This is a genomic window from Cellulomonas sp. P4_H4, from assembly GCF_056400865.1.
In genome coordinates, this window is the sequence record NZ_JBFUKL010000002.1 from 582,361 (window position 1) to 608,879 (window position 26,519).

The window sequence follows — 26,519 nt, forward strand, 5'->3', positions numbered from 1 at the left end:
CATGCCCACGTCCCTTTCCCAGGCCGTCTACCTCCTCGCGGCGCTGCTGTTCGTGCTCAGCCTCGCGGGGCTCTCGAAGCAGGAGACCGCCCGGCGCGGCAACGTCGCCGGCATGGTCGGTATGGCCCTCGCGCTGATCGCCACGATCGGGCTCGCGCTGCGCCACTCCGAGCGGCCGGTGGCCGTCACCGGTGGGCTCATCCTGCTCGTGCTTCTCGTGGGTGCCACCGTCGGCACGTGGCAGGCACGCCGGGTCGAGATGACGCAGATGCCCGAGCTCATCGCGATCCTGCACTCGTTCGTCGGGCTCGCGGCGGTGCTCGTCGGCTACAACTCGTTCCTGACCGAGCCCGCGGACCCGGCGCACCTGGTCGAGGTGTTCCTCGGCGTGCTCATCGGCGCCGTGACGTTCACGGGGTCGATCGTCGCGTACCTCAAGCTCTCGACCAGGCTGCGCTCGGCGCCGCTCATGCTGCCGGGCCGCAACTGGCTCAACCTCGCGATGCTCGTGGCGTCGGGCGGTCTGCTGGTGTGGTTCCTGTCCACGCACGGCGTGCTCCCGCTGCTGCTGATGACGGCGGTCGCGCTCGCCCTCGGGTGGCACCTGGTCGCCTCGATCGGCGGCGGCGACATGCCCGTCGTCGTGTCGATGCTCAACTCGTACTCCGGGTGGGCGGCCGCCGCGGCGGGCTTCATGCTCGGCAACGACCTGCTGATCGTCACCGGCGCGCTCGTGGGGTCGTCCGGCGCGATCCTCAGCTACCTCATGTGCAAGGCGATGAACCGGTCCTTCATCAGCGTGATCCTCGGCGGCTTCGGCACCGAGGGAGGGACCGTGGTGGTGTCGGACGGTGAGCTCGGCGAGCACCACGAGATCACCGCGGCGGCTACCGCCGAGCTCCTGCTGGCGGCCCGCAAGGTCGTCATCACGCCCGGCTACGGCATGGCCGTGGCCCGGGCCCAGTACCCGGTGGCGGAGCTCGTCGAGAAGCTGCGGGCCCGGGGGATCGACGTGCAGTTCGGGGTGCACCCGGTCGCCGGACGGCTGCCGGGGCACATGAACGTGCTGCTCGCGGAGGCCCGCGTGCCGTACGACATCGTGCTCGAGATGGACGAGATCAACGACGACCTGGGCGACGTGGACGTGGTCCTCGTCATCGGCGCCAACGACACCGTGAACCCGGCTGCTCTGGACGACCCCAGCTCGCCGATCGCCGGGATGCCGGTGCTCGAGGTGTGGAAGGCGGCTCACGTCGTGGTGTTCAAGCGATCCATGGCCACGGGCTATGCCGGCGTGCAGAACCCGCTGTTCTTCCGCGAGAACACGTCCATGCTGTTCGGGGACGCCAAGGAGCAGGTCGAGCAGATCATGCTGGCGGTCGGGCCCGATCTGTCCAAGGCCGAAGGTCCATACTCGGCGGCCACCGGGCGGCACTAGGGTGAGGTCGTAAACCCACCCGCTCGTCGAAGGAGCTCTCCCATGGCCAGCATCGAGGCCGTCGGCGCCCGCGAGATCTTGGACTCGCGCGGCAACCCCACTGTTGAGGTCGAGGTCGCTCTCGACGACGGCACCATTGCTCGCGCCGCTGTGCCCTCGGGTGCATCGACCGGTGCGTTCGAGGCCGTGGAGCGCCGTGACGGCGACTCCGCCCGCTACCTGGGCAAGGGCGTCGAGGAGGCCGTGAACGCGGTCATCGACGAGATCGCCCCCGAGCTCATCGGCTTCGAGGCCACGGAGCAGCGTCTCGTCGACGCCGCCCTGATCGACCTGGACGGCACTGCCAACAAGGGCAAGCTCGGCGCCAACGCGATCCTCGGCGTCTCCCTGGCCGTGGCCAAGGCCGCCGCCGACTCCGCCAACCTGCCGCTGTTCCGCTACGTCGGCGGACCCAACGCGCACGTGCTGCCGGTCCCGATGATGAACATCCTCAACGGTGGGTCGCACGCCGACTCCAACGTCGACATCCAGGAGTTCATGGTCGCGCCGTTCGGCCCGACCACGTACCGCGAGGCCCTGCGCACCGGCGTGGAGATCTACCACTCGCTCAAGTCCGTGCTGAAGAGCAAGGGCCTGTCCACGGGCCTCGGCGACGAGGGTGGCTTCGCCCCCAACCTGCCCAGCAACCGTGACGCGCTGGACCTGATCCTGGTCGCCATCGAGAAGGCCGGCTTCACGCCCGGTGTCGACGTGGGCCTCGCGCTCGACGTCGCCGCGACCGAGTTCTTCAAGGACGGCGCCTACCAGTTCGAGGGCAAGGCGCTCTCCAACGAGGAGATGTCGGCCTACTACGAGTCCCTCGTGGCCGACTACCCGCTGGTCTCCATCGAGGACCCGCTGTCCGAGGACGAGTGGGAGGGCTGGAGCCACCTGGTCTCCACCATCGGCGACAAGGTGCAGATCGTCGGCGACGACCTGTTCGTCACCAACCCGGAGCGCCTGCGCAAGGGCATCGAGCTCAAGTCGGCCAACTCGCTGCTGGTCAAGCTCAACCAGATCGGCACGCTCACCGAAACGCTCGACGCGGTCGAGCTCGCGCAGCGCAGCGGCTTCACGACGATGACCTCGCACCGCTCCGGCGAGACCGAGGACACGACGATCGCGGACCTGTCCGTGGCCACGAACGCCGGCCAGATCAAGACCGGTGCACCCGCCCGTGGCGAGCGCATCAACAAGTACAACCAGCTCCTGCGCATCGAGGAGGAGCTGGACGACGCTGCGGTCTACGCCGGCCGCTCCGCCTTCCCGCGCTTCAAGGGCTGACGCGCCACGGAGGCCGGTCACCCCGACGGGTGGCCGGGTTCCCGCGCTTCAAGGGCTGACGCTCGCGTCCTGACGACGAAGGCCGGTCACCTCGCGGTGGCCGGCCTTCGTCGTACCCACGGTCGTCGTCGGACCTGTCAGGCGTCCGACGCCGAGGCCATGAGGGCCGCGACCATGATGAACGCGGAGACGACGAAGGCCGGCACCGCGACGACGTACGACGTACGCCAGCCGGCCTTGTGCGACTCGTCGTCGTTGCGCGAACGCATGAACCCGAGGACCGACAGGAACAGCATCGAGGCCGGACCGATCCAGCCCAGCAGGGGCAGCACCAGGCCGAGCCCGATGCCGACGAGCACCACGAGGACCACCCCGACGGGCTGGTCGGTGAGCGAGCGCCTCCTGCGGGGCTGCTCGACCTCTGGCGCCACCGGCAGCGCCGTGCGCGACCGGCTCGCCGCGACGTCCTGCGCCGGGCCGAGGTTCGTGACGATGGACTGCAGGTCGTCCTGCGTCGGCGCGCGCCCCAGCATCGCGGCGGACTCGTCGATCTGGTCCGCCACGGCGCCGAGGACGTTGGCGCGCTCGGCCGGCGAGGCGTCGCCGAGGTAGCGCACGAGGTCGCGCAGGTAGGCCGCGACGACGGGTTCGGCGGCGTAGGTCACGAGATGCCCTTCATCGGGGGTCCGCCGCGGGGCGGCTTCGCACGGGAAGCGTCCGCGCGGCGGCCCTGACCGTAGCCAGCGGGGTACCGCACCTGTCAACTGCGGCCCGGCGCGCCCGTAGCGAGCGGGGTCCGGCCGACGCGGCTCGGGCCGAGGCAGAATCGACCGCATGTCCGCCCCTCGACGCCCGGCGTCCCCGAGCGCCCCGCCTCGGCGTGCGACGCCTCGCGCGGCCACCGGGTCGGCGGCACCCGCGCGGTCGGCTGCGCCGCGGGAGTCAGGAACCCGGTCTGCGGCCCCGCGCCCCGCGTCGACGGCGTCCCGCCCGGCGTCCTCGTCGCGGCCCGCCAGCACGGGACCGGCGACCCGCGGAGCGCCGACCCCTCCGCGCGGCACCGCACGTGCCGAGCGGGTGCAGCTGCGCGTGCCGCGCATGTTCACGGTCCGCGCGATGGTGTTCGGCTGCGTGCTGCTGCTGGCGTTCGTCCTGGTGTACCCGACGCTGCGCTCGTACCTGCAGCAGAAGGCGGACGTCGACCAGCTGCGCTCCCAGGTCGCGTCTGCGCAGGAGCGCAACGAGGACCTGCAGGCCGAGCTCGACCGGTGGGACGACCCCGCCTACGTGACCGCGCAGGCGCGCGAGCGGCTGTCGTTCGTGATGCCCGGCGAGAAGGCCTTCCACGTGATCGACCCCGAGACCGTGCCCGACGCCGCGGTGACCGCCGAGGGGCCGGCCGCCGCGCTCGACACGGGCGCGACGCTGCCCTGGTACGCGTCCGTGTGGGAGTCGGTGCAGGTCGCGGGCGAGACGCCGGTGTCCGAGGCGCCGGATGCCCCCGCCGCGGGCGACAATGGGTCGTCGACCCCACCCGCGGGCGGCTGACGCACCCGCGACCCGGAACGGAACTTCGTGACCCCCACGCCTCTCGACGCCGTCACCGACGAGGACATCGCCGTCCTGGCCGAGCAGCTGGGGCGACCGCCGCGCGGCGTCGTCGGCATCGCTGCCCGGTGCATCTGCGGGCGCCCCCTCGTCGTGCGCACGGCCCCTCGCCTCGACGACGGCACCCCGTTCCCGACCACCTACTACCTGACCTCGCCGCCCGCGGTCGCCGCCGTCAGCACCCGCGAGGCCACCGGCCTCATGAAGGAGCTCACGGCCCGCCTCGCCGAGGACGAGGAGCTCGCGGCGGCCTACGCCCGTGCCCACGAGGCCTACCTGGCCGACCGCGAGGAGCTCGGTCACGTGCCCGAGATCGCGGGGATCTCCGCCGGCGGGATGCCGAACCGGGTCAAGTGCCTGCACGTCCTCGTCGGTCACGCGCTCGCCGCCGGCCCGGGCGTCAACCCGATCGGCGACGAGGTCCTCGAGCTCATCCGCGACGAGTGGCGCCCGGACCGCTGCACCTGCTGACCCTCCGTCCGTCGGCACCCGGGTGGGTGCGAGGATGGGGGCGTGACGCGTGTGGCTGCCATCGACTGTGGGACCAACTCGATCCGGTTGCTGGTGGCGGACGTCGATCCGCGCGCCGGCACGCTGGTGGACCTGGACCGGCGCATGGAGGTGGTCCGCCTCGGTCAGGGCGTCGACCGCACCGGCCGGATCGCCCCGGAGGCCCTCGAGCGGACGCTCGACGCCGCCCGCCGCTACAACGACATCTGCATGTCGCTCGGGGTCGAGGCCGTCCGCTTCGTCGCGACGTCGGCGTCGCGGGACGCCGAGAACCGCGCGGACTTCGTGAACGGCGTGCACGAGGCGCTGGGCGTGGAGCCGGAGGTCGTCGAAGGCCTCGAGGAGGCGCAGCTGTCGTTCACGGGCGCGACCGGGGTCCTCGCCGGACGGCACCCCGGACCGTTCCTCGTCGTCGACCTGGGCGGCGGCTCGACCGAGCTGGTGCTGGGCACGGACACGGTCGAGGCGGCGTTCTCGATGGACGTCGGCTGCGTCCGCATGACCGAGCGGCACCTGCACGGCGACCCGCCGACCGTCGACGAGATCGCACGCGCCCGACGCGACGTCGGCGCGGCCCTGGACACCGCCTCCGCCTACGTGCCGCTCGACCGGACCGTGACGCTCGTCGGGCTTGCCGGCACCGTGACCACCGTGACGGCGCACGCGCTGGGTCTGCCCGCGTACGACCCGCACGCGATCGACGGCTCGGTGCTGCCGGTCGCCGACGTCCTGGCCGCGTGCGACGACCTGCTGGCCCGGAACCACGCGGAGCGGGCGGGGCTGCCGTTCATGCATCCCGGACGGGTCGACGTGATCGGCGCGGGCGCGCTCGTCTGGCACGAGGTCGTGAGCCGGGTGCGCGACGACGTGGCGCGGGCCGGGGGAGAGCTGACGTCCGTCGTCACGTCCGAGCACGACATCCTCGACGGCATCGCGTGGAGCGTCGCGACCCGCTGAACCCGAGAGCGACACGCGCATGTTCACTCTGGACGGTAGTGCGCAGTGTGTAATAGCGTCGCCGCTGCGGGGGTCGGAGGGGACCCCCGCACCACATGCTCCGAACGACGCGCTTTCCTGAGGGCTCCGCGGTCGCGGGGGTCCCGCCACGACCGAAGGAGGTCGCATGGACACCACCCAGCTGCTCAAAGGGGTGCTGGACCTGGCCGTGCTCGCCGTCGTCTCCGACGAGGACGGGTACGGGTACGACGTCGTGCGACGCCTGCGGGCGGCCGGCATCGAGGAGGTCGGCGACGCGTCCGTGTACGGGACGCTGCGCCGTCTGTACTCGTCGGGCGCGCTGACCTCGTACGTCGTACCGAGCGACGAGGGACCGCACCGCAAGTACTACGGCATCAACGCTCAGGGCCGGGCGATGCTCGAGGCCCAGCGCAAGGACTGGCAGGAGTTCGCGGGCACGATGGGGCGCCTGCTGCAGACCGAGGGGGTCGTGCGATGAGCGTGCTGGACGCGGCAGAGGTGATGGATGTCGAGGGCTACGCGGCGGCGGTGCGTCGTGCGCTCGTCGGCCTGGGACCCGAGCAGATCGAGGACCTGACCGACGACCTCGAGGCCGACCTGGCCGACGCGCTGGCGGACGAGCGGCACAACGCGCACGGTCGCGGGGTCCTCGAGCAGTTCGGCCCGCCCGAGGAGTACGCGGCCGAGCTGCGGTCGGCGGCGGGATTGGCGCCGGTGGTCGTCGAGCCACGGCACCGCACGCTGCGCGACTGGCTGGGAGCGCCGCTGGCTGCCGCGCGGAGGGGCGGCGACCGCGGTCTCGCGAAGCTGCGCGAGCAGCCGTTCTGGCCGCCCGTCGAGTCGTTCCTCGTCGCGCTGCGACCGTTCTGGTGGATCGCGCGCGGGTGGGTCGGGTACCAGGCCGCGATGTACGTCGCGGGCGCCACGACGCTGCGCTGGCTGCCGCGCGGCCTCCTTATGTGGGTGCTGCTGGGCACCGCGGTCGTGCTGAGCGTGCAGTGGGGCCGTGGGGTCTGGTTCCGCTCCGGCGCCCTCGCGTGGGTCGCCCGCGCGGCGAACGTGCTCGCTGTCGTCGCGCTGCTCCCCGTCGTCGTCTACCTGCAGGGTCAGACGCACAACTGGGAGTCGGCCTACAACCAGTCGGGCTACTACCAGCCCTCGCAGACCGAGGTCGTGTACCAGGACCGGCCCATGGACGGGGTCGTCGTCGACGGGGTGCAGGTGAGCAACCTGTTCGCGTACGACGCCGAGGGCAACCCGCTGACCGACGTCCAGATCTTCGACGACCGCGGCCGGCCCGTGCGCACGACCTTCGACAACGGTGCCGACCAGTGGTACTTCCCCGAGAGCAACGAACCGTGGTCGTTCGTGAGCCGCCAGGACGCGGACGGTCGCTCGCGCTGGAACGTCTACCCGCTCGAGGGTGCACCGACCTCCGAGTTCACGTTCGCCGACGACGGGACGCACGCACTCGTCGCGGGCAGCACGGCCTCCGTGCCCCCGCGCCCGTTCGCCAAGGCGCCCGCCCTGGACGCTCCTGCGCAGTCGTCGGTGGCGGCTGAGACGGGACCGACGCCGACCCCGACGCCGTGACGTCCTGAGGCGGCGCACCCCGCTCGGAGTGCGCCGTCTCACAGTCCCTGGGGGCCCACTGTGCGCAGAGTCACCGGCTCTGGCGGGCCAACTAGGGACCTTCGCCGCTACCGTTGAGGTATGCCTCAGAACTCCTCCGACGTGGCCACCCCGGCTGCCGCCGACGCGGTGGCCGCTGCCCGGCAGAGCAAGCCCCGCAAGGTGCCGCGCGTCGTGGTGCTCGGCGGTGGCACCGTGGGCCTCTACACCGCTCGTCGGCTGCGCAAGCGCCTGGGCAAGCGCGAGGCGGCGATCGTCGTCGTCGACCCGCGCCCGTACATGACGTACGCACCGTTCCTGCCGGAGACCGCGGCCGGTTCGATCGACGCCCGCAACGTCGTCGCCCCGCACCGCCGTGCGCTCAAGGGCGTCGACGTGCTGCAGGGCAAGGTCAGCCAGATCAACCACGCCGAGCGCACGGTGGAGATCACGCCCGAGGAGGGCGACGCCTACTGGATCACCTACGACCACCTGGTCGTCGGCCTCGGCGCCGTCGCGCGCACCCTGCCGATCCCGGGCCTGGCGGAGATCGGCATCGGCTTCAAGAACGTCGAAGAGGCCATCGCGCTGCGCAACCACGTGCTCAACCGCATCGACCTGGCAGCCAGCACCTGGGACCCGGACCTGCGTCGCAAGATGCTCACGTTCGTCTTCGTCGGAGGCGGGTTCGCCGGAGTCGAGGCGCTCGGTGAGGTCGAGGACATGGCCCGCGCCGCGGTGAAGTACTACAAGGCCATCGAGCAGGAGGAGCTGCGCTTCGTCCTCGTCGAGGGCTCGCCGCGCATCCTGCCCGAGGTCAGCGAAGAGCTGGGCGGCTACACGCTCGAGGTCCTGCGCAAGCGCGCCATCGAGATCCACCTCTCGACGTTCCTGAGCAGCTGTGTCGACGGCCACGTGGTCCTGTCGAACAAGATGGAGTTCGACGCCGAGACGGTCGTGTGGACCGCCGGCGTGAAGGCCAACCCGGTGCTGCAGAACTCGGACCTGCCGCTGGACAAGATGGGCCGCCTCATCTGCAACGCCTACCTGCAGGTCGCCCAGGAGGACGGGACCGTCGTCCCCGACGCCTACGGGGCCGGCGACTGCGCCGCGGTGCCCGACCTGTACAACCCGGGTCAGTTCTGCCCGCCGAACGCCCAGCACGCGCTGCGCGAGGGCAACCACCTCGGCGACAACCTGGCCCGCGTCCTGCGTTCCGCCCCGCCGACGGAGTACAAGCACAAGAACGTCGGTGCCGTCGCCTCGCTCGGCATGTACAAGGGCGTCGCGCAGATGTTCGGCCGGATCAAGGTCAAGGGCTTCCTCGCCTGGGTGCTGCACCGCACGTACCACGTCGCCGCCATGCCGACCTTCAACCGCAAGGTCCGCATCGCTGCCGGCTGGACCGGCGCACTCCTGCTCCGCCGCGAGGTCGTCGCGCTCGGCAGCCTGCACGACCCGCGCGCCGAGTTCCGCGCCGCGTCGGTGCCGGCCAAGCCGCGCGCCGTCGACGTGGGCGAGGCGCTGCCGCCTCAGAAGGCCGAGCCTGGCTCGCCCACGGAGAAGGCCGCGACCGCCTGAGCCACCCGCGCCAGTAGAACGACGAGCCCCCGGTCTTCGCATGAGCGGACCGGGGGCTCGCGCGTTCCCTGGCAGGATGAGCGCCTGTCCGCCCCCGTAGCCCAACTGGCAGAGGCAGCCGGCTTAAACCCGGCACAGTCCGGGTTCGAATCCCGGCGGGGGCACGTTCAGGCGACGCAGAACTCGTTGCCCTCGGGGTCGGCCATGACGACGTGGTCGAGCTCGCCGCGCAGCGCATGCTCCTGCAGGACGGTCGCGCCGGCCGCGACGAAGCGGTCGACGGCCGCGCGGATCAGCGGCTCTCGGACCTCCTGCGGCTGCGTGCGGCCGCCCGAGATCCTGACGTCCAGGTGCAGGCGGTTCTTGGCCGTCTTGCCCTCAGGCACCTGGAGGAACGAGATCGACGGCAGCACGCCGGCGGGGTCGGCCAGGTACGCGCCGCCGTCCCACTCGTCCTCGGGCACCTCGTGGTGCCGCAGCCAGTCCTCCCACGTCGCGAAGTCGTCCGGTGGTGGGGGCGCGACATAGCCGAGAGCGGGACCCCAGAACGCGGCCATCGCGGCCGGGCTGGCGCAGTCGAAGGTGAGCGACCAAGACATCAGGCGAGTCCCTCCGCGGCCTCCGACTGCTCGATCGTGGCGAGCCAGTCACGCTTGGTCGCCCGCCAGCCCTCGTCGTCGGCGCCCAGACGCCAGTAGCCCGAGACCGAGAGCTGCTCGCGTTCGAGATTCCGGTCGGACCGCAGGTGGCGACGCAGCTCGCGGACGGCACCCGCCTCGCCGTGCACGAACGCGCAGACCGGCGCCGGCAACACCGGCAGCTCACCGACCGCGTCGACGAGCGCCAGTCCGGACACGCCGAACCCGCTGTGCACCCAGTGCACCTGCACGCCCTCCGGGGCGCTCAGGGGGATCTCGTCCTCGGGGCCGTGCACCTCGATCACGGCGTGCCCGACGGCGTCGGGGGAGAGCCGCTCGAGCGCGACGGCGATGGCGGGCAGGGCGCTCGCGTCACCCGCGAACAGGTACGACGCGGCGGTCGGGTCCGGCGACCAGGCGCCGCCCGGGCCGACGAGCAGCACCTCGTCGCCGACGTGCGCGCCCGCCGCCCACGGGCCTGCGACGCCCTCGTCGCCGTGCACCACGAAGTCCAGCGTCAGCTCTCCGGGGGTGTAGTCGCGCACCGTGTACGAACGCTGCCGGGGCTGGTCGTCGGGCGGGAGGGTGGACCGTACGGCGTCGAGGTCCAGGCGGCCGTCGGCGCGCAGCGGCCGCCCGGTCCCCGGCGGCAGGTAGACGACCTTGACGTAGGAGTCGGCGTGCGGCGAGGGCTCGAACGAGGCCAGGCCTGGTCCGCCGACGACCACCCGGACCATCGTCGCCGAGAGACTCTCCGTCCTGACCACCTCCGCGACGAACGGTGCGGGGCGGCGCTTGACGGGTGCGTCGGTCATCGGTGTCCTTCGTCGGCGGGTGGAGGTCCCCACGCTAACCCGGGGACGGCGAAGGGGGCGGCCCGTGTCCGGACCGCCCCCGTGCCATGACCGGAGGTCAGGCGTCGCGCTTCTTGAGCAGGATCGCCGCCGGGATGAGGATCGCGAGGACCCACACCAGCAGGACGGCGTAGCCCTGCCACGCCGACAGGTCGGCGCCGATGTCGGAGAACGAGGCGCTCTCGGCGAGCTGGGCGTCAGTCTGCGTGACCTGCTGACCGGCGACGCCGGGCAGGAACGGGAACATGTACGTCAGCGGCTTCCACGGGATCGCGGACAGCAGGATCGGTGCGACCAGCAGAAGACCGAGCACGGTGGCGACGGCCGCGGCGGAGTGCCGCATGAGAGCACCGAGCGCGAACGAGAACAGGGCGATCGTCGCCAGGTACAGCGCCGTCCCGCCGAGTGCGCGCAGGGTCTGCCCGTCGGTCCAGTCGATCGAGAAGTTCTTGCTGTCGAAGAACAGACCCTGGAGGAGCCCGGCGATCGCGAGCGCGACCAGGGCGCCCACGAAGACCGAGCCCGCGAGCACGATCCCCTTGGACCAGAGCACGGGCAGCCGCTTGGGCGCCGCGGTCAGGCTCGAGCGGATCATGCCGGTCGTGTACTCGCTCGTGATGGTCAGCGCGCCGAGAACAGCGACGGCGAGCTGGCCGAGCGTGACGGCGACCGAGAACGCATCCAGCGGGTTGCCGGGTGCGCCCGCCTCCTCCGGGGCGTTGATGATCGCGAGGCTGATCAGGACGGTCAGGCTGACCACCGCGAAAAGGAAGATCGAGAGCGTCCAGATGGTGGAGCGCACCGACCAGAACTTGATCCACTCGCTGCGCAGCAGGTGGAGGAACGACAGCTTGACCTTCGGGGCGGCGACCGCCGGGGTGGTCGTCGGTGTGGCGACTGCGGTGCTCATCGGGTTGCCTCCTGCGTGAGCTCGGCCGGGACCTCGGACGAGTGGTACTCGACCGCGTCCTGCGTCAGGGACATGTAGGCCTCCTCGAGCGAGCCGGAGACCGGCGTCAGCTCGTGCAGGACCACGCGGTTGGCGGCAGCGAGCTCGCCGACCTGGACGGCGGTGGGGCCGATGATCGTGAGCACGCCGGGTGTGTCCGACGTGACGGTGGCGCCAGAGCTCTGCAGCGCTGCCGCCAGGTCCGTGGCCTGCGGCGACACGACGCGCACGGTGGCCTGGGTGGCCTGGGCGATCACGCTCGCGGTCGGACCCGAGGTGATGATCCGGCCGCGGCCGATCACCAGCAGGTGGTCGGCCGTCAGGGCCATCTCGCTCATGAGGTGCGAGGACAGGAACACGGTCCGGCCCTCGGACGCGAGGTAGCGCACGAGGTTGCGGACCCAGAGGACGCCCTCGGGGTCGAGCCCGTTGACCGGCTCGTCGAGGATCAGGGTCCGCGGGTCGCCGATCAGCGCCGCCGCGATGCCGAGCCGCTGGCCCATGCCGAGCGAGAAGCCGCCGACGCGCCGCTTGGCGACCGCAGCCAGGCCGGTCATCTCGATGACCTCGTTGACGCGCTTGTCACCGATGCCGTGCGTCGCGGCGAGCGCGCGCAGGTGGTTGCGGGCGCTGCGCCCGGTGTGGACCGCCTTCGCCTCGAGCAGGGCGCCGACCTCGGTGAACGGCGAGTGGTGGTTCACGTACGCCTTGCCGTTCACCGTCACGGTGCCGGCCGTCGGGCGGTCGAGGCCCATGATCATGCGCATCGTGGTCGACTTGCCGGCGCCGTTCGGGCCGAGGAAGCCGGTGACGCGGCCGGGCTCCACCGTGAAGGTGATGCCGTCGACCGCGGTCTTCGGTCCGTATCTCTTCGTCAGGCCTTGGGCCTCGATCATGTCCAGATTCCTCACATCGTGGGATGCACTGCAGAACTGCCGATAACGACCCTAGGTGGGGGCGACGACGCGATGCATCGACCCATGGGAGGAGTGTCGCGCGCCGATCGGATGATGCGGAACCGGTTTGACGAGCTTCTGGAACGATCCCCTGCCCCAGGGCGTTCGCTACGGTGAACACACTTGTACAACTGCGCCCGATCCGTCCAGGAGGACGCCATGGCCAACCCCATCTTCGACAACAGTCCGGTCTTCCAGGACCCCGTTCAGCGCAAGGGTCAGAAGGCTCCCGCGCAGCCGGGCGCTGTGACGTACGCGTCCGCCGGCACGGCCGCGACCGACGCAGCATCGCTCGAGGCCCTGTACGGCTCGCCGGCGGCGACCCCGCGCGACACCGCGCGCATGACGTACGACGACGTGATCATCAGGACGGCCGGTCTGCTCACCGTTCTCGTCGTCGTCGGCGCAGCGACCTGGGTCCTCGCGCCCGGCTTGTGGATCGTCGGCGCGATCGTCGGCCTCGTGCTCGGTCTCGTCAACGCGTTCAAGAAGCAGCCGAGCCCCGCGTTGATCCTGCTCTACGCCGCGTTCGAGGGCATGTTCCTCGGCGGGCTCAGCAAGTTCTACGAGGAGCAGTGGAACGGGATCGTCGGGCAGGCGGTCCTCGCCACGCTCTCGGTCTTCGCCGTCTCTCTGATCCTGTTCCGCTCGGGCAAGATCCGCGTGACACCGAAGTTCCAGCGCACGGTCATCATCGGCCTCGTCGGCTACCTGGTCTTCTCGCTGCTCAACGTCGTGCTCATGCTCTTCGGGGTCAACGGCGGCGAGTTCGGTCCGCTGCGCTCCGGCTGGCTCGGCATCGCGGTCGGTCTGATCGCCGTTGCCCTGGCCGCAGCGAGCCTGATCATCGACTTCGACTCGATCAAGCGCGGCGTCGACAAGGGTGTGCCGGCCAAGCTCGCCTGGGTGGCGGCGTTCGGTCTCGTCGTGACCCTGATCTGGCTCTACCTCGAGCTGCTCCGCCTGCTGGCGATCTTCCGCAACTAGCCCGACCTTGCATGGCTGACCGACTGCCCGGGTGCGAAGATCGCACTCGGGCAGTCGTGCGTTCATTGCCCATCCCCGGACGCAACGGAGCATCGTGAAGTACGCACAGCACATCTCTGAGCTCGTCGGCGGCACCCCGCTCGTGCAGCTCACCACCGTGACCGAGGGTCTGGCAGCGACCGTGCTGGCCAAGGTCGAGTATCTGAATCCCGGCGGATCGGTGAAGGACCGGATCGCGCTGAAGATGATCGAGGCCGCCGAGGCATCGGGCGAGCTGAAGCCGGGCGGGACCATCGTCGAGCCGACGAGCGGCAACACCGGCGTCGGCCTCGCGCTCGTGGCCCAGCGCAAGGGCTACCGCTGCGTCTTCGTCTGCCCGGACAAGGTGAGCCAGGACAAGCGAGACGTCCTGCGTGCCTACGGCGCCGAGGTCGTCGTGACGCCGACCGCGGTCGCACCGGACCACCCCGACTCCTACTACTCGGTCTCCGACCGGCTGGCGCGGGAGATCCCGGGCGCCTGGAAGCCGAACCAGTACGCCAACCCGAACGGCCCGGCGAGCCACTACGAGTCCACCGGGCCGGAGATCTGGGCGGACACCGAGGGGCTCGTCACGCACGTCGTGGCGGGGGTCGGCACGGGTGGCACGATCACCGGGACGGGGCGCTATCTCAAGGACGTGTCCGACGGGCGGGTCGTCGTGGTCGGTGCGGACCCCGCGGGGTCGGTGTACTCCGGCGGCGACGGTCGGCCCTACCTAGTCGAGGGCGTCGGTGAGGACTTCTGGCCGGGCGCCTACGACCCGTCGGTGCCCGACGAGATCATCGCGGTCACCGACGCGGACTCGTTCGCCATGACGCGGCGCCTCGCGCGCGAGGAAGGACTGCTGGTCGGCGGCTCGTGCGGGATGGCGGTCGTCGCGGCGCTGGACTTCGCACGCCGGCTCGAGGACGAGGATGCGGAGGCCGCCGCGAAGGCGGTGATCGTCGTGATCCTTCCCGACGGCGGCCGCGGCTACCTGTCGAAGATCTTCAACGACTCGTGGATGCGGTCCTACGGGTTCCTGGCTGCCGACGAGGGCGCGACGGTCGCCGACGTGCTCCGCACGAAGACCGGGGCGCTGCCGGACCTGGTGCACACCCACCCGAACGAGACGGTGCGTGACGCCATCTCGATCCTGCACGAGTACGGCGTCTCGCAGATGCCCGTGGTCGGTGCCGAGCCGCCCGTGAAGGTCGGCGAGCTCGCGGGGTCGGTGAGCGAGCGTGGGCTGCTCGACGCGGTGTTCTCGGGCGAGGCGGAGCTGGCCGACCGGGTCGACCGGCACATGGACCCGCCGCTGCCGCTGATCGGGGCCGGGGAGAGCGTGCAGTCGGCAGGCGACGCCCTGCAGAAGGCGGACGCACTGATGGTCGTCGACGACGGGTCGCCGGTCGGGGTCCTGACCCGGCACGACCTGCTGGGCTTCCTGGCGAGGTGACGGCGCGCGCCGCCGTCACACGCTGATGCGTTCCAGCCCGCCGACCAGTCCGTCGACGAGGAACGTGAAGCTGGCGTCGACGTCGTCGGGCATCCCGAACCCGCCGCCCAGCTCCAGCACCACGAACCCGTGGACCGCGGCGCGGACTGCCCGGACGGCGTCGATCCGGTTGTCCGGTGGGACGCCGAGCGCGGCGACCGCCCGGGTCATCTCGTCGACGACGACGACGCTGGCCCGACGGACGTTCTCCGCACCCGGGTCGTGGACCCAGCCGGTGCCCTGGACCGCGTCGTAGCGACCAGGGGTCGCCAGGGCGTACGCGCGTGCCGCGTGCGCCATCGCGGACAGGCCGTCGGCGCGTCGCATGGCCTCGCCGAGCTCGTGCACGCAGACGAGCGCGACCTCCCGGCGCAGGCCCGGCAGCCCGTCGACGTGCTTGTACAGGCTCGGCACCGCCACGCCTGCGCGAGCCGCGACCGCAGCGAGCGTGAGGTCGGCGAACCCGTGGGGACCGCCCTCGTCGACGACCTCCAGCGCGAGTCGCGTCACGGCGTCCCGGTCGAGGCCCGCCCTAGGCAAGGGCTTCGGCTGCGAACGTGCCGCCCGCGCGCGGGAGCGACGCGAGGAAGGCGAGCGTGTCGTCGATGACGACCTGCGGTGCCTGGTGCTGCGGGTAGTGGCCGACGTCGGGGATGAGGGTGACCTCGGCGTCGATCGCGGACCGCAGCCAGATCGCCTCGGCGGCGGGGTCCTTGTAGTCCGGGTCGAGCGTGCCGACGAAGGCGACGACGGGCGCTGTGACCTCGGGCAGGCGGGCCTCGACGGGCGCGTGCGTGAGCTGGAGCGCGAGGTGGCGGAAGGAACGCAGGTGGCCGGGCCGCTGGAGGGCCGCCTTGATGTCCGCGACGTGCTCGTCGAACCACGTCCCCTGCTGGCCGCGGCCGAAGTACGTGCGCACGAGCCGTGCCCACAGTGCGGCGCCCCACGGTCCCGCGATGGCGATCCGTTCGGCGCCGTGCATGACGGCGGTCGTCGCGGCCGAGGCCGGCGGGTCGCGCAGGATGGGTGCGGTGAGGACGAGGCCCGCGACCAGGTCGGGTCGCTCGGCGGCGGCCCACGCGGCGGCTGCGGCGCCCATCGAGTTGCCGCCCAGCACGGCGGGCGTGCCACCCAGGTGCTCGACGATCGCGATGAGGTCCTGACCCGTCACGACGTCGCCGTGCGTGGCGAACGTGGTCTCGGAGTCGCCGTGCCCACGCAGGTCCATGCTGGCGACCCGGTAGCCGGCGTCCGTGAGGGGGCCGACGAGGTCGCGCCACGTGCTGCGCAGGTCCCCCATCCCGGGGACGAGGACGACGAGCGGAGCGTCGGGGCTCCCGACGAGGTCGTAGGCGATCCGCCCCTCGGGGCGGCTGATGTACTGGACGTCGCTGCTCATGGAAGAAAGCTAATGCCATTAGCCAAAGGCGTCAAGCCCTCGATTCGGCGCCTGTCAGGGCGGGACGGCAAGATGGGCGGGCACAGTCATCCAGAGAAGGAGTGGTCATGTCCGCAGCGCTGCCCGAGGTTTCGGGTTCCTTCGGCGAGAAGCCGGCCCTGACGTTCCCGGCGGACGCCCCGTCCGGTGACCTCGAGGTCCTGGTCCTCTCCCGTGGCGACGGCGCGCTCGTCGAGGCCGGCGACACCATCGAGGTGCACTACCTCGGTCAGGCCTGGAACGGCGGGGTGTTCGACAACTCGTACGACCGTCGCTCCTCCATCCAGTTCGGCATCGGCGTCGGCCAGGTCATCGCCGGCTGGGACGAGGGCCTCGTCGGCCAGCAGGTCGGGTCGCGCGTGCTGCTCTCGATCCCGTCGCACCTGGGCTACGGCGACCGCGGCGTCCCGCAGGCCGGCATCAAGGGCGGCGACACGCTCGTGTTCGTCGTCGACATCGTCGGCACCAGCAACTGAGCGCATGACCGACGGGCCCTCGCGGTGCGGGGGCCCGTCGGCGTCTGTGGAGGGAGCCCCGTGGCCGAGCTGACGATCGGGGAGTTCGCGCGCCGCTCGGGGCTGTCGCTCAAGGCGCTGCGGCTCTACGACGCCCGCGGGCTCCTGCCGCCGGCCCGGGTCGACTCGGCGAGCGGCTACCGTTTCTACGCGCCCGAGCAGCTCGAGCGCGCGCACGCCATCTCGCTGCTGCGTCGGCTGGACATGCCCCTGTCCACGATCGCCGACGTGCTCGCCCAGCCACCCGCGCAGGTGGGCGTCACTGTGCGGGCGTGGTGGGACGGGCGGCAGCGTGACCTGTCGGAGCACGGCCCCGCGGTCGACCTCGTCCTCACGAGGCTCGGCGCCCCACCGACCCCGAGCCTGCTGGTCTCGAGCCCTGCGGGCCGCTTCGGGGTCGACGACGTCGTCGTCGCGGACCTGCCGTCGCGCCTGGTCGCGGCGATCCAGCACCACGTCCTCCAGGAGGACCTGGTGCCCACGCTCATGGCCGACGTGACCGAGCTGCGCGCGTTCCTCGACGCCGCGGGCGCCCGCTACGGCGCCGAGTACTGGGTGCTGTTCCACGGAGCCGTCGGCTTCGACGGCGACGGCCCGATCGAGGTCTGCGTCCCGTACGAGGGGCTCGTCGCGCCCTCGGGGCCGATCAGCCTGCGCGAGGAACCCGCGCACGCGGTCGCGTACGTCCCGGTCACGGCCGCGGACTGTCGCTACCCCGAGATCATCGGCGCGTACGTGGCGCTCGAGACGTGGCTGGTCGGGCGTCCCGTCGTCGGTCCCGTGCGCGAGATCTACCCCGTGCCATGGTCGGACGACGGCGTCGTGGTGCACGTCGCGCAGCCGGTCAGCTGAGGCCGCTTGACCCTGCCCCTGGGGCAGACACGAGGCTGAGCCCATGCCGAACCTCGACGCCTACGCCACGCACAGCCCGTACAGCGACCCAGGCCCGTACGCGGGGCTGCTCGACTCGCTCTCCACGGAGACGGGTGCCCTGCACCAGGCGGCCTGCAACGCGGTCATCCACTACCGCGGCGCCGCCGAGTCGCTGTACGAGGGGCAGGACGCGGACATCGACCTGCGCTGGCTCGCGGACATCCTGCGCGTGACGCAGGAGCGGTCCCCGTCGGCCCTGTCGCAGCCGCGCCCGCCGCACGAGCAGGTCGCCGGCTGCTGCCGGGACCACACGCTCGTCGCCGTCGGGCTGCTGCGCCAGCACGGCATCCCCGCACGCAGCCGCGTGGGCTTCTCGGGCTACTTCCGGCCCGGGTTCCACCACGACCACGTGGTGGGCGAGCGATGGGACGGCACCCGGTGGGTGCGGTTCGACCCCGAGCTGAACCACGACGACGACTGGTTCGACTTCGACTCGCACGACCTGCCGACCGGGTACGGCGCGCCGTTCGAGACGGCCGCCGAGGTCTGGCTCGCCCATCGGTGCGGCGAGACGGACGCGGCCACGTACGGCGTCGACCCGTCGCTCCCGCACCTCTGCGGGCCCGAGTTCGTACGCGGCTACGTGGTCACCGAGCTCGCCCACCGGCAGCGCGACGAGATGCTCCTGTGGGACGTCTGGGGCGACACGCTCCCGTGGACGGACACCCCGGCGCAGGAGCTGGACGCGCTCGCCGACGAGATCGCGGACCTGCTGGTCGCCGCTGACGCCGGTGACGAGTCGGCCGAGCGGTCGCTCGAGGAGCGCTATGCGTCCGACCCGCGTCTGCGCGCCCAGGGCGTCGTCACGCTCTCGCCCGTCGGTCGGGTCGGGGACGCGGACCTGGAGGCGCGCGTCACGCACTGGAGGTCGGCAGAGCCTCAGAGGACGTGACGGTCGAGGAACGCGTTGCGGAAGACGCCGCCCGGGTCGGTGCGTGACACGAGAGACCGGAAGTCGTCCCAGCGGGGGTAGAGCCCGGCGAGCGCGCGGTCCTCGTCGGCGAAGAGCTTGCCCCAGTGCGGACGGGCGTCGAAGGGGGACAGCGCGGCCTCGAGCGTCGGCAGGAGCGCGGTGACCTCGTTCTCGCGTGGGTGCCACGTGAAGTGGATGCCGACGCGGTCGCCGCCGTGCGCGGTGGAGAGCCAGAGGTCGTCGCCGGCGATCGTGCGGACCTCAGTGACCTGCAGCAGCGGTGCGACCTGGTCGGACAGGGCGCGGACGGCCTCGAGAGCCCCGACGGCGGCGGACCGCGGCACGAGGTACTCCGACTGCAGCTCGGCGCCGTTGCTCGGCGTGAAGTCGAGGCGGAAGTGCGGCAGGCGCTCGTGCCAGGGCCCAGGCGACGCGAGCTGGGCGGTCGTGTGGACAGGGTCGATGTCGGGCAGCGGGTGCCGCTGGGCGGTCGCCGGCGTCGACCCGTACAGCTCGGCGCGCGGCTCGAACGACGACGACACCCGCGTCTTGCGCCAGACCTGCTGGATGCTCGAGCCGCGCCAGTCGGTGAACAGGCTCACGGAGCCCGCGCTCGACGTGATCTCGTCGAGGTTCCCCAGTGCGGCTTCCCAGGGCAGGTCCTCGTGGACCTCCTGCGCGACGTCGTAGGTGGGCTCGATGTCCAGCGTCACGTCCACGACGATCCCGAGCGCGCCGAGTGCGACGACCGACCCGGCGAAGTCGTCGTCACCGCGGAGCACGGAACGCAGGGCCCCGTCGGGTCCGACGAAGGTCAGCCCCGACACGGCGGCGGCGAGGTTCTGCGACCGGTCTCCCGAGCCGTGCGTAGCCGTCGCCACGGCGCCGGCCACCGAGATGTGCGGCAGCGAGGCGAGGTTGCCCAGCGCCCAGCCCGCGGCGTGCAGGTCCTGCGCGAGCGTCCCGTACCGCGTGCCCGACGAGACCGTGACGGACGACGCCTCGGCATCGATCGACACCGACGACGGCAGCCCGTCCAGTGCGACGAGGAGCCCAGGGCCGTCCGCGAGGTCGTTGAAGCAGTGCCGTGTCCCGAGCGCTCGGACGAGCGGTGCGTCGGCGACGAGCGACTGCAGCTCCTCGACGGTGCGCGGGTGCTGCACGGCAGGCGCGCGGTAGGCGTAGTTCCCGGCCCAGTTGGTCAGCGTCACGGACTCACCGTAGGCGCCGTGACGAAGATGTCGAACAGCGCGGGGTCGTGCGCGTGCACGAGCACCATGAACACGAACAGGTCGAACAGCAGGTGCACGCAGACGACGTAGGTGAGCGACGTGGTGCGTCGGAAGATCCAGCCCTGCACCAGCGCGAACGGGATGGTCAGCAACGGGCCCCACGACCGGTAGCCGAGCTCCCAGAGGAACGACACGAACACCGCGGCCTGCAGGACGTTGGCCGTCCAGAACGGGAAGTGCGTCCGGAGCAGCGCGAGGACGATGCAGATGAAGAACAGCTCGTCCCAGATGCCGACCGCGTTCACGCCGACGAAGAGCCGGGCGACGTCGCCGGGGCCGTCGAGCGGCGGCCAGTTCTGCCAGACGCCGGAGCCGATGAAGTACGCGGGCAGGATCAGGTACGCGAACACCGCGACGGCGACGAGGTAGACCGCCTGCCACCGGTCCCAGCGGCGGCCCGTGCGGATCGGGAAGTGGATGGCGTCGTCGTGGAACACGCGCCGTGACAGGAGGACGGGGACGAGCACCGCGAGCCCGAGCGCGACGGTGAACCGCAGCATCCCGACGTTCGACAGGTCGGCGTGCAGGGAGATCGTGCTGATGATCGCCATGCCGAGCCCGATCAGACCGAGGTCACGGCCGAGGCGGCGGTCGACGAGCAGACCGAGCACGATCCCGACGACCAGGGGGACGTACCCGACCGGCCGGACGTGCACCGCGAAGATCAGGATCGCCGACCCGCACACGAGCGCCGCCGCGAGCAGGCGCAGGGCCGCGTTCGCCCGCGCCGACGACGCGTCGGGCCGGTCGTCCGTCGCCGGCGACCTGCTGTGCGAGCTCATCCGGACAGTCTGGTGCCCGACACTGGGTCCATGACGGATGAGGTGCCCGACCGGCTGCCGCGGATCGCGATCACGTACTGCACCCAGTGCCGCTGGCTGCTGCGGGCGGCCTGGTTCCAGCAGGAGCTGCTGACGACGTTCCACCGCGAGCTGGGCGAGGTCGCGCTGCGCCCGTCCACCGGCGGGGTGTTCCGCGTCGAGGTGGACGACGTCCTGCTCTGGGACCGCAAGGAGCGCGGCGGCTTCCCGGAGATCACGGTGCTCAAGCGGCTCGTGCGGGACGTCGTCGCACCGGACAAGCCCCTGGGGCACTCGGACGTGTAGAGGCACAGGTGGACCCAGGTCCAACACCGTGCGGACAGCGGTGGACCGACGCCTGGGTGCTCGGTACGGTCGCTTCCGGACCGGCAGGTGTCAGCGACGCCACCCGCCGGCCCGCAGAGCAAGCTCGAAGGCGGCCGGTCACGGACCGCGGGGGATCAGGACCGGCCCCACCATCGGGCGGGTGACCGACAAGCGGGGGCGAGTCGGTCACCCGCCCGATCACGTGGGCGGAGCTGCCGGGGTCAGGCGCCCGTGGGACGCGGGCAGGATGCGCCCGTCGCGTGCACGGGGCAGTACCCGGCGGGGTTCTTGTCGAGGTACTGCTGGTGGTAGCCCTCGGCGTAGTAGAACGGGCCGGCCTCGTCGGCAGGACGGATCTCCGTCGTGATCGTGCCGAAGCCGCGCTCGGTCAGTCGGGGCTGGAAGTCCGCCTGCGTGCTGCGGGCGGCCAGCTCCTGCTCGGGCGTCGTCGTGTAGATCGCCGAGCGGTACTGCGTGCCGGCGTCGTTGCCCTGCCGGTAGCCCTGCGTCGGGTCGTGGTTCTCCCAGAACGTGCGGATCACGTCGCCGGCCGAGACGACCGCGGGGTCGTACGCCACCAGGACGATCTCCGTGTGCCCGGTCAGGCCGGTGCACGTCTCCTCGTAGGTCGGGAAGGGCGTGAAGCCACCCTGGTAGCCGACGGCGGTCGTCACGACGCCGGGCAGGTTCCAGAACGTCTTCTCGGCGCCCCAGAAACAGCCCATCGCCAGGTAGATGACCTCGGTGCCCTCGGGCCACGGGCCCTGCAGCGGCGTGCCGAGAACGGTGTGCGTCGTGGGGATCTTGTACGAGTACGCGTCACGGCCCGCAAGCGCCCGCTCCGGGGTCACCATCGTGGTCTTGAGGGCGGATCCGAACAGCCAGTTCATGGTCTTGATCCTCTCCGGGAGCCCGGGTGGTCACCTGGTTGCTCCCGGCGTGTGCAACGGCGTGGATGTGGCCCGTGTTCCCGCGTGACGGGTGGCCGGGTGCGCAGGACCGCCTAGCCTGGGTCCGTGACGAACGATGCGGAGCTCCACGACGGCGACTGGTCCAAGGCTGGCTTCTCGACGAGGGCCATCCATGCAGGTCAGGACCCCGATCCGACGACAGGGGCGGTGGTGCCGCCGATCTACGCGACCTCGACGTACAAGCAGGACGGCGTCGGTGGCCTGCGCGGCGGGTACGAGTACTCCCGTTCGGCCAACCCGACACGCACGGCGCTCGAGTCCGCGCTCGCGGCCGCCGAGGGCGGAGCCGCAGGGTTCGCGTTCTCCTCAGGCCTCGCGGCCGAGGACACGCTGCTGCGCGCGACGCTGCGGCCCGGGGACCACGTCGTCATCCCGAACGACGCCTACGGCGGCACGTACCGCCTGATCGCGCGCGTGTTCGGGCCGTGGGGCATCGAGCACACGGCGGTCGACCTCTCCGACCCGGACGCTGTCCTCGCGGCCATCCAGCCCGGACGCACCAAGGTGGTGTGGGTCGAGACTCCGACCAACCCGCTGCTCGGCATCGCCGACATCGCCGTGCTGTCCGCCCACGCGCGCTCGGTCGGCGCGCTGCTCGTCGTCGACAACACCTTCGCGACGCCCTACCTCCAGCAGCCGCTCGCGCTGGGCGCCGACGTGGTCGTGCACTCGACGACCAAGTACATCGGGGGCCACTCGGACGTCGTCGGGGGAGCGATCGTGGTCGGGGACGGCGCGATGCTGCCGGTGGGTCTCGACGGGCCCCTGGTCGACGCCGTGCGGTTCCACCAGAACGCCTCCGGTGCGGTCGCCGGTCCGTTCGACGCGTGGTTGACGTTGCGCGGCCTCAAGACGCTCGCCGTGCGCATGGACCGGCACGTCGCCAACGCGACGGCGATCGCCGCGTACCTGGAGGGCCACGACGCGGTGACGTCCGTGATCTACCCGGGCCTCGAGTCGCACCCGGGGCACGAGGTCGCCGCGCGGCAGATGAGCGGGTTCGGCGGGATGATCTCGTTCCGCACCGGGTCGGAGGCATCCGCGCTCGCGGTCTGCGCCGCGACGCACGTGTTCACGCTCGCCGAGTCGTTGGGCGGCGTCGAGTCGCTGGTCGAGCACCCGCACAAGATGACGCACGGCTCGGTCGCCGGGACGGTCCTCGAGGTTCCTGACGACCTCGTGCGCCTGTCGGTCGGCATCGAGGACGTCGACGACCTCGTCGCGGACCTCGCGGCGGCACTCGCTGCCGGGCGTCCGGCATGACCGAGGCGCCGCTCCCCGCCACGTCGCCGGTCCCGCCCTCGATCAGGGCGGCCGCGAGCTGGTCCTGGCGGTTGCTGCTCATCGGGGCCGCGCTCGCGGTGCTGTTGTGGCTGCTCAACGAGCTCAAGGTCGTGGTGGTCCCGATCGCGGTGGCGCTCCTCTTGACCGTGCTGCTCGCACCCTTCGTCGGCTGGCTCGACCGGCACACCCGGTTGCCCCGCGTCGCCGCGGTCGCGATCTGCGTCGTCACGATGGTCGTCTTCGTCGCCGGACTGGTCACCCTTGCGGCTCGCTCGATCATCAAGGGCATCGGGGAGCTCGGGGACCAGGCGTCGAAGGGCATCGACCAGCTCACCGACTGGCTCGCGACCGGTCCGTTGCAGCTGACCACCGACGACATCACGAAGTACGTCGACACGATCCGCGAGTCGATGAGCAGCAGCAACTCCGGGCTGGTCTCGGGGGCACTGCACGCCACGACGACCGTCGGGCACGTCGCGGCGGGCGCGCTCATCGCCCTGTTCTGCACCTTCTTCTTCCTGCTCGACGGCCGGACCATCTGGTCGTGGGTGGTCGGTCTGCTGCCGCGTGGCTCCCGTGAGCACGTGCACCAGGCCGGGCGACGTGGGCTGGTCACCCTGGGCGCCTACACGCGCACGCAGATCCTGGTGGCCGCGGTCGACGCGTTCGGCATCGGTCTGGGCGCAGCACTGCTCGGGGTACCCCTCGCGCTCCCGCTCGCCGTGCTGGTGTTCCTCGGGTCGTTCGTGCCGATCGTCGGTGCCGTCGTGACGGGGTCGGTGGCCGTGCTCGTCGCACTCGTCGCCAACGGCCCCGGCAACGCGCTGCTCATGCTCGCGGTCGTGGTGCTCGTGCAGCAGATCGAGGGCCACGGGCTGCAGCCGTTCCTCATGGGGCACGCGGTCTCGCTGCACCCGGTCGCCGTGCTGCTGTCGGTGGCGGCGGGCTCGTTCGTCGCGGGCATCGTCGGCGCGCTGTTCGCCGTGCCGATCGCCGCGACCGTGAACACGGTGGTCCTCTACCTGCACGGCCACGACAAGTTCCCGCAGCTGGGCCGGGACGACCACGTACCCGTGCGCGGCCGTGGCCATCCGGTCCTCGACCGGGCCATCGCGCAGGTGGCCGAGGCCGAGATGGAGGCGGAAGCGACGCAGGCCGCCGACGAGGAGGCGGACCTCCCGGACGCCGCCGACGAGCCTGGGCCGGACGCCCGATGATCGGTCTCGCTGAGGTTCGCGCTGCGGCGGAGATGCTCGACGGTGTCTCCGACCGCACGCCGGTGCAGATCAGCCGCGCCCTGTCCCACCTCGTCGGCTCCGAGGTCTGGCTCAAGTGCGAGAACCTGCAGCGCACGGGCTCGTTCAAGCTCCGGGGCGCGTACGTGCGCATGGCGCGCCTCTCCGCGCAGGAACAGGCGCGGGGCGTCGTCGCGGCCAGCGCCGGGAACCACGCGCAGGGGGTCGCGCTCGCCGCCCGGATGCTGGGGATCTCGTCGGCCGTGTTCATGCCGGTCGACGCGGCGCTCCCGAAGATCGCGGCGACCCGGGACTACGGCGCGCGGGTCGAGCTCGTGGGCGACAGCGTCGACGAGGCGCTGCTGCACGCCCACGCGTACGCCGAGCGGACCGGTGCCGTCCTGATCCACCCGTTCGACCACCCGGACGTCGTGGCGGGTCAGGGGACTCTCGCGCTCGAGATCGTCGAGCAGGTTCCCGACGTCGGGACCGTGATCGTGCCGATCGGCGGGGGTGGTCTCGCGGCGGGAATTGTCGCCGCGCTCGCCGAGCTGCGACCGTCGGTCCAGGTCATCGGGGTCCAGGCGGCACGGGCCGCCTCGTACCCGGCGTCCCTCGCGGCGGGTCACCCGATCCCTGCGCCCGAGCTGCGCACGATGGCGGACGGCATCGCGGTCGGTGTGCCCGGCACGGTGCCGTTCGAGATCCTGTCGTCCCACCACGTGCCCGTGCGGACGGTGTCCGAGGAGGACCTGTCGCGCGCGCTGCTGCTGCTCGCCGAGCGGGCCAAGCTGATCGTCGAGCCGTCCGGCGCGGCGTCGGTCGCGTCGATCATGGCGTCGTCGGCGGGCTTCAGCGGTCCGGTCGTCGCGATCCTCTCCGGCGGCAACATCGACCCGCTGGTCCTCATGCGGGTCGTGCGGCACGGGCTGGCGTCGGCGGGGCGGTTCCTGCAGCTGCGCGTCCGGCTGGACGACACGCCGGGCGCCCTCGCGTCCCTCCTGCACGACCTGGCCGCGACCGGCGGGAACGTCATGCACGTCTCGCACGCTCGCACCGTGGTGGACCTCGCGTTCGACGAGGTGGCCATCGAGGTCCAGGTAGAGACGAAGGGGCCGGAGCACTGCGCGCACGTGGTCGAGGCCCTCACGGCCGCCGGCTACCGCCTCACGGGCGCCTGACATGCCAGAGGCGCCGACCCCGCGAACGGGAGCGGCGCCTCTGCGACGTTCGGTGCGTCAGCCGACGAAGGGCTTGGCGTCGGTGATCGAGACCGCGATCTCACGACCGTTGGGCGCCAGGTAGCTCGTCGAGTCGCCGATCTTGGTGCCGTTGATCGCGGCACCGAGCGGGGACGTCGGTGAGTAGACGTCGATGTCCGACGACCCGGCGATCTCGCGCGAGCCGAGCAGGAACACCATCTCGTCGCCGCCCACGACGGCCGTCACGACCATGCCGGGCTCGACGATCCCGTTGTCGGGCGGCGTCCCGATGTGGACGTTGCGCAGCTTCTCCTTGAGCTCGCGGATCCGGGCCTCCTGCTTGCCCTGCTCCTCGCGAGCGGCGTGGTAGCCGCCGTTCTCCTTGAGGTCGCCCTCGTCGCGGGCGGCAGCGATGCGGGAGACGACCTCGTCCCGCCCGGCGCCCTCGAGGTGCGCGAGCTCGGCAGTGAGCCGGTCGTAGGCCTCCTGCGTCAGCCAGGTGGCTGCATTCGTTTCGGTCACGATCGCTCCTTTCACACATGCGTTGGTCATGCCCCCGGGGGGATTCTCCAGGGGATGGGTTCCAGGTACCGCCGTTCCCTCTCGGTCGCGTCGACGAGTGGTGACGCCGGACCGGGGCGGCGTAGAAACGAACAG

Annotated in this window: 28 protein-coding genes and 1 tRNA gene; 18 read left to right on the forward strand and 11 right to left on the reverse strand. The window is 71.6% G+C overall.

The window, feature by feature from the left end:
• The first annotated feature begins 1 nt into the window (after nt 1).
• Nucleotides 2-1,438, forward strand: a complete 1,437-nt coding sequence (gene pntB / locus AC1DPN_RS08870) for a Re/Si-specific NAD(P)(+) transhydrogenase subunit beta (protein WP_477084368.1) — start codon at nt 2-4, stop codon at nt 1,436-1,438.
• 42 nt (nt 1,439-1,480) lie between these two features.
• On the forward strand, nt 1,481-2,761 hold the full coding sequence (gene eno, locus AC1DPN_RS08875) for a phosphopyruvate hydratase (RefSeq protein ID WP_477039879.1): 1,281 nt from the start codon (nt 1,481-1,483) through the stop codon (nt 2,759-2,761).
• A 137-nt stretch (nt 2,762-2,898) separates the two neighbouring features.
• Here the strand turns inward: eno and AC1DPN_RS08880 are convergent, their stop codons facing one another.
• Entirely contained in the window at nt 2,899-3,426 is a 528-nt protein-coding gene (locus AC1DPN_RS08880; RefSeq protein WP_477084369.1) for a hypothetical protein, read from the reverse strand.
• Nucleotides 3,427-3,859: 433 nt separating this feature from the next.
• Here AC1DPN_RS08880 and AC1DPN_RS08885 point away from each other — a divergent pair, with 433 nt between their 5' ends.
• The 7 genes from AC1DPN_RS08885 (at nt 3,860) to AC1DPN_RS08915 (ending at nt 9,213) form a co-directional block, all read left to right on the forward strand.
• Entirely contained in the window at nt 3,860-4,309 is a 450-nt protein-coding gene (locus AC1DPN_RS08885; protein WP_477084594.1) for an FtsB family cell division protein, read from the forward strand.
• A 27-nt stretch (nt 4,310-4,336) separates the two neighbouring features.
• Complete coding sequence (locus AC1DPN_RS08890) at nt 4,337-4,840, forward strand: DUF501 domain-containing protein (RefSeq protein WP_477084370.1); 504 nt, start codon at nt 4,337-4,339, stop codon at nt 4,838-4,840.
• Nucleotides 4,841-4,882: 42 nt separating this feature from the next.
• Nucleotides 4,883-5,836, forward strand: a complete 954-nt coding sequence (locus AC1DPN_RS08895) for a Ppx/GppA phosphatase family protein (RefSeq protein ID WP_477084371.1) — start codon at nt 4,883-4,885, stop codon at nt 5,834-5,836.
• Between the two features lie 166 nt (nt 5,837-6,002).
• Nucleotides 6,003-6,335 (forward strand): PadR family transcriptional regulator, encoded by a 333-nt coding sequence (locus AC1DPN_RS08900; RefSeq protein ID WP_477084372.1) that lies wholly within the window; start codon nt 6,003-6,005, stop codon nt 6,333-6,335.
• Nucleotides 6,332-7,450 carry an HAAS signaling domain-containing protein gene (locus tag AC1DPN_RS08905; RefSeq protein ID WP_477084373.1) on the forward strand — a complete coding sequence of 373 codons (1,119 nt, stop codon included), beginning with the start codon at nt 6,332-6,334 and terminating at the stop codon, nt 7,448-7,450. The genes AC1DPN_RS08900 and AC1DPN_RS08905 overlap by 4 nt, the downstream gene beginning before the upstream one ends.
• A gap of 120 nt (nt 7,451-7,570) precedes the next feature.
• Entirely contained in the window at nt 7,571-9,049 is a 1,479-nt protein-coding gene (locus AC1DPN_RS08910; RefSeq protein WP_477084374.1) for an NAD(P)/FAD-dependent oxidoreductase, read from the forward strand.
• Between the two features lie 90 nt (nt 9,050-9,139).
• Nucleotides 9,140-9,213 (forward strand) — tRNA-Leu (locus tag AC1DPN_RS08915).
• A gap of 3 nt (nt 9,214-9,216) precedes the next feature.
• On the opposite strand, the gene AC1DPN_RS08920 is transcribed toward AC1DPN_RS08915, so the two are convergent.
• The 4 genes from AC1DPN_RS08920 to AC1DPN_RS08935 all read right to left on the reverse strand — a co-directional run bounded on the left by AC1DPN_RS08920 (nt 9,217) and on the right by AC1DPN_RS08935 (nt 12,386).
• A complete protein-coding gene (locus AC1DPN_RS08920) occupies nt 9,217-9,648 on the reverse strand; it encodes a VOC family protein (RefSeq protein ID WP_477084375.1) in 432 nt (143 codons plus the stop codon).
• Nucleotides 9,648-10,502, reverse strand: a complete 855-nt coding sequence (locus AC1DPN_RS08925; RefSeq protein WP_477084376.1) for a siderophore-interacting protein — start codon at nt 10,500-10,502, stop codon at nt 9,648-9,650. The genes AC1DPN_RS08920 and AC1DPN_RS08925 overlap by 1 nt, the downstream gene beginning before the upstream one ends.
• A gap of 97 nt (nt 10,503-10,599) precedes the next feature.
• Nucleotides 10,600-11,451, reverse strand: a complete 852-nt coding sequence (locus AC1DPN_RS08930) for an ABC transporter permease subunit (protein WP_477084377.1) — start codon at nt 11,449-11,451, stop codon at nt 10,600-10,602.
• Nucleotides 11,448-12,386, reverse strand: coding sequence for an ABC transporter ATP-binding protein (locus AC1DPN_RS08935; protein WP_477084378.1), 939 nt, complete (start codon nt 12,384-12,386; stop codon nt 11,448-11,450). The genes AC1DPN_RS08930 and AC1DPN_RS08935 overlap by 4 nt, the downstream gene beginning before the upstream one ends.
• Nucleotides 12,387-12,605: 219 nt before the next feature.
• Here AC1DPN_RS08935 and AC1DPN_RS08940 point away from each other — a divergent pair, with 219 nt between their 5' ends.
• Nucleotides 12,606-13,433, forward strand: coding sequence for a Bax inhibitor-1/YccA family protein (locus AC1DPN_RS08940; RefSeq protein WP_477084379.1), 828 nt, complete (start codon nt 12,606-12,608; stop codon nt 13,431-13,433).
• 94 nt (nt 13,434-13,527) lie between these two features.
• Nucleotides 13,528-14,913 carry a cystathionine beta-synthase gene (locus AC1DPN_RS08945; RefSeq protein WP_477084380.1) on the forward strand — a complete coding sequence of 462 codons (1,386 nt, stop codon included), beginning with the start codon at nt 13,528-13,530 and terminating at the stop codon, nt 14,911-14,913.
• Between the two features lie 15 nt (nt 14,914-14,928).
• On the opposite strand, the gene AC1DPN_RS08950 is transcribed toward AC1DPN_RS08945, so the two are convergent.
• Nucleotides 14,929-15,462: a TetR-like C-terminal domain-containing protein gene (locus AC1DPN_RS08950; RefSeq protein ID WP_477084381.1), complete on the reverse strand. Its 534-nt coding sequence runs from the start codon at nt 15,460-15,462 to the stop codon at nt 14,929-14,931.
• A 22-nt stretch (nt 15,463-15,484) separates the two neighbouring features.
• Nucleotides 15,485-16,351 (reverse strand): alpha/beta fold hydrolase, encoded by an 867-nt coding sequence (locus AC1DPN_RS08955; protein ID WP_477084382.1) that lies wholly within the window; start codon nt 16,349-16,351, stop codon nt 15,485-15,487.
• A 107-nt stretch (nt 16,352-16,458) separates the two neighbouring features.
• Here AC1DPN_RS08955 and AC1DPN_RS08960 point away from each other — a divergent pair, with 107 nt between their 5' ends.
• From AC1DPN_RS08960 to AC1DPN_RS08970, 3 genes are read left to right on the forward strand one after another with little or no spacing between them, the layout of a single operon-like run.
• Nucleotides 16,459-16,866, forward strand: coding sequence for an FKBP-type peptidyl-prolyl cis-trans isomerase (locus AC1DPN_RS08960; protein WP_477084383.1), 408 nt, complete (start codon nt 16,459-16,461; stop codon nt 16,864-16,866).
• A gap of 60 nt (nt 16,867-16,926) precedes the next feature.
• Nucleotides 16,927-17,757 carry a MerR family transcriptional regulator gene (locus AC1DPN_RS08965; protein WP_477084384.1) on the forward strand — a complete coding sequence of 277 codons (831 nt, stop codon included), beginning with the start codon at nt 16,927-16,929 and terminating at the stop codon, nt 17,755-17,757.
• Between the two features lie 43 nt (nt 17,758-17,800).
• On the forward strand, nt 17,801-18,730 hold the full coding sequence (locus AC1DPN_RS08970; protein ID WP_477084385.1) for a transglutaminase-like domain-containing protein: 930 nt from the start codon (nt 17,801-17,803) through the stop codon (nt 18,728-18,730).
• On the opposite strand, the gene AC1DPN_RS08975 is transcribed toward AC1DPN_RS08970, so the two are convergent.
• Nucleotides 18,718-19,962: a D-arabinono-1,4-lactone oxidase gene (locus tag AC1DPN_RS08975; protein ID WP_477084386.1), complete on the reverse strand. Its 1,245-nt coding sequence runs from the start codon at nt 19,960-19,962 to the stop codon at nt 18,718-18,720. The genes AC1DPN_RS08970 and AC1DPN_RS08975 overlap by 13 nt on opposite strands.
• Nucleotides 19,959-20,825, reverse strand: coding sequence for a CPBP family glutamic-type intramembrane protease (locus tag AC1DPN_RS08980; protein ID WP_477084387.1), 867 nt, complete (start codon nt 20,823-20,825; stop codon nt 19,959-19,961). Before AC1DPN_RS08980 ends, AC1DPN_RS08975 begins: the two co-directional genes overlap by 4 nt.
• A 30-nt stretch (nt 20,826-20,855) precedes the next feature.
• Between AC1DPN_RS08980 and AC1DPN_RS08985 the strand changes: the two genes are divergently transcribed.
• Nucleotides 20,856-21,149: an Rdx family protein gene (locus AC1DPN_RS08985; RefSeq protein ID WP_477084388.1), complete on the forward strand. Its 294-nt coding sequence runs from the start codon at nt 20,856-20,858 to the stop codon at nt 21,147-21,149.
• Between the two features lie 242 nt (nt 21,150-21,391).
• Here AC1DPN_RS08985 and msrA read toward each other — a convergent pair whose 3' ends face one another.
• Nucleotides 21,392-22,060, reverse strand: a complete 669-nt coding sequence (gene msrA / locus AC1DPN_RS08990; protein ID WP_477084389.1) for a peptide-methionine (S)-S-oxide reductase MsrA — start codon at nt 22,058-22,060, stop codon at nt 21,392-21,394.
• Between the two features lie 126 nt (nt 22,061-22,186).
• On the opposite strand from msrA, the gene AC1DPN_RS08995 reads away from it, so the two are divergent.
• From AC1DPN_RS08995 to ilvA, 3 genes are read left to right on the forward strand one after another with little or no spacing between them, the layout of a single operon-like run.
• On the forward strand, nt 22,187-23,404 hold the full coding sequence (locus AC1DPN_RS08995; RefSeq protein ID WP_477084390.1) for a cystathionine gamma-synthase: 1,218 nt from the start codon (nt 22,187-22,189) through the stop codon (nt 23,402-23,404).
• Nucleotides 23,401-24,642 carry an AI-2E family transporter gene (locus AC1DPN_RS09000; protein WP_477084391.1) on the forward strand — a complete coding sequence of 414 codons (1,242 nt, stop codon included), beginning with the start codon at nt 23,401-23,403 and terminating at the stop codon, nt 24,640-24,642. Before AC1DPN_RS08995 ends, AC1DPN_RS09000 begins: the two co-directional genes overlap by 4 nt.
• Nucleotides 24,639-25,841, forward strand: a complete 1,203-nt coding sequence (gene ilvA / locus AC1DPN_RS09005) for a threonine ammonia-lyase (protein WP_477084392.1) — start codon at nt 24,639-24,641, stop codon at nt 25,839-25,841. Before AC1DPN_RS09000 ends, ilvA begins: the two co-directional genes overlap by 4 nt.
• 57 nt (nt 25,842-25,898) lie before the next feature.
• On the opposite strand, the gene greA is transcribed toward ilvA, so the two are convergent.
• Nucleotides 25,899-26,384: a transcription elongation factor GreA gene (gene greA, locus AC1DPN_RS09010; RefSeq protein WP_477084393.1), complete on the reverse strand. Its 486-nt coding sequence runs from the start codon at nt 26,382-26,384 to the stop codon at nt 25,899-25,901.
• Nucleotides 26,385-26,519: the final 135 nt, after the last annotated feature.

Excerpts from the sequence above, each read along its gene's own strand:
- pntB (WP_477084368.1), top strand. The coding sequence starts at position 2 with ATGCCCACGTCCCTTTCCCAGGCCGTCTACCTCCTCGCGGCGCTGCTG.
- eno (WP_477039879.1), top strand. The coding sequence starts at position 1,481 with ATGGCCAGCATCGAGGCCGTCGGCGCCCGCGAGATCTTGGACTCGCGC.
- AC1DPN_RS08885 (WP_477084594.1), top strand. The coding sequence starts at position 3,860 with ATGTTCACGGTCCGCGCGATGGTGTTCGGCTGCGTGCTGCTGCTGGCG.
- AC1DPN_RS08900 (WP_477084372.1), top strand. The coding sequence starts at position 6,003 with ATGGACACCACCCAGCTGCTCAAAGGGGTGCTGGACCTGGCCGTGCTC.
- AC1DPN_RS08905 (WP_477084373.1), top strand. The coding sequence starts at position 6,332 with ATGAGCGTGCTGGACGCGGCAGAGGTGATGGATGTCGAGGGCTACGCG.
- AC1DPN_RS08910 (WP_477084374.1), top strand. The coding sequence starts at position 7,571 with ATGCCTCAGAACTCCTCCGACGTGGCCACCCCGGCTGCCGCCGACGCG.
- AC1DPN_RS08920 (WP_477084375.1), bottom strand. The coding sequence starts at position 9,648 with ATGTCTTGGTCGCTCACCTTCGACTGCGCCAGCCCGGCCGCGATGGCC.
- AC1DPN_RS08925 (WP_477084376.1), bottom strand. The coding sequence starts at position 10,502 with ATGACCGACGCACCCGTCAAGCGCCGCCCCGCACCGTTCGTCGCGGAG.
- AC1DPN_RS08930 (WP_477084377.1), bottom strand. The coding sequence starts at position 11,451 with ATGAGCACCGCAGTCGCCACACCGACGACCACCCCGGCGGTCGCCGCC.
- AC1DPN_RS08935 (WP_477084378.1), bottom strand. The coding sequence starts at position 12,386 with ATGATCGAGGCCCAAGGCCTGACGAAGAGATACGGACCGAAGACCGCG.
- AC1DPN_RS08940 (WP_477084379.1), top strand. The coding sequence starts at position 12,606 with ATGGCCAACCCCATCTTCGACAACAGTCCGGTCTTCCAGGACCCCGTT.
- AC1DPN_RS08955 (WP_477084382.1), bottom strand. The coding sequence starts at position 16,351 with ATGAGCAGCGACGTCCAGTACATCAGCCGCCCCGAGGGGCGGATCGCC.
- AC1DPN_RS08960 (WP_477084383.1), top strand. The coding sequence starts at position 16,459 with ATGTCCGCAGCGCTGCCCGAGGTTTCGGGTTCCTTCGGCGAGAAGCCG.
- AC1DPN_RS08970 (WP_477084385.1), top strand. The coding sequence starts at position 17,801 with ATGCCGAACCTCGACGCCTACGCCACGCACAGCCCGTACAGCGACCCA.
- AC1DPN_RS08980 (WP_477084387.1), bottom strand. The coding sequence starts at position 20,825 with ATGAGCTCGCACAGCAGGTCGCCGGCGACGGACGACCGGCCCGACGCG.
- AC1DPN_RS08985 (WP_477084388.1), top strand. The coding sequence starts at position 20,856 with ATGACGGATGAGGTGCCCGACCGGCTGCCGCGGATCGCGATCACGTAC.
- msrA (WP_477084389.1), bottom strand. The coding sequence starts at position 22,060 with ATGAACTGGCTGTTCGGATCCGCCCTCAAGACCACGATGGTGACCCCG.
- AC1DPN_RS09000 (WP_477084391.1), top strand. The coding sequence starts at position 23,401 with ATGACCGAGGCGCCGCTCCCCGCCACGTCGCCGGTCCCGCCCTCGATC.
- ilvA (WP_477084392.1), top strand. The coding sequence starts at position 24,639 with ATGATCGGTCTCGCTGAGGTTCGCGCTGCGGCGGAGATGCTCGACGGT.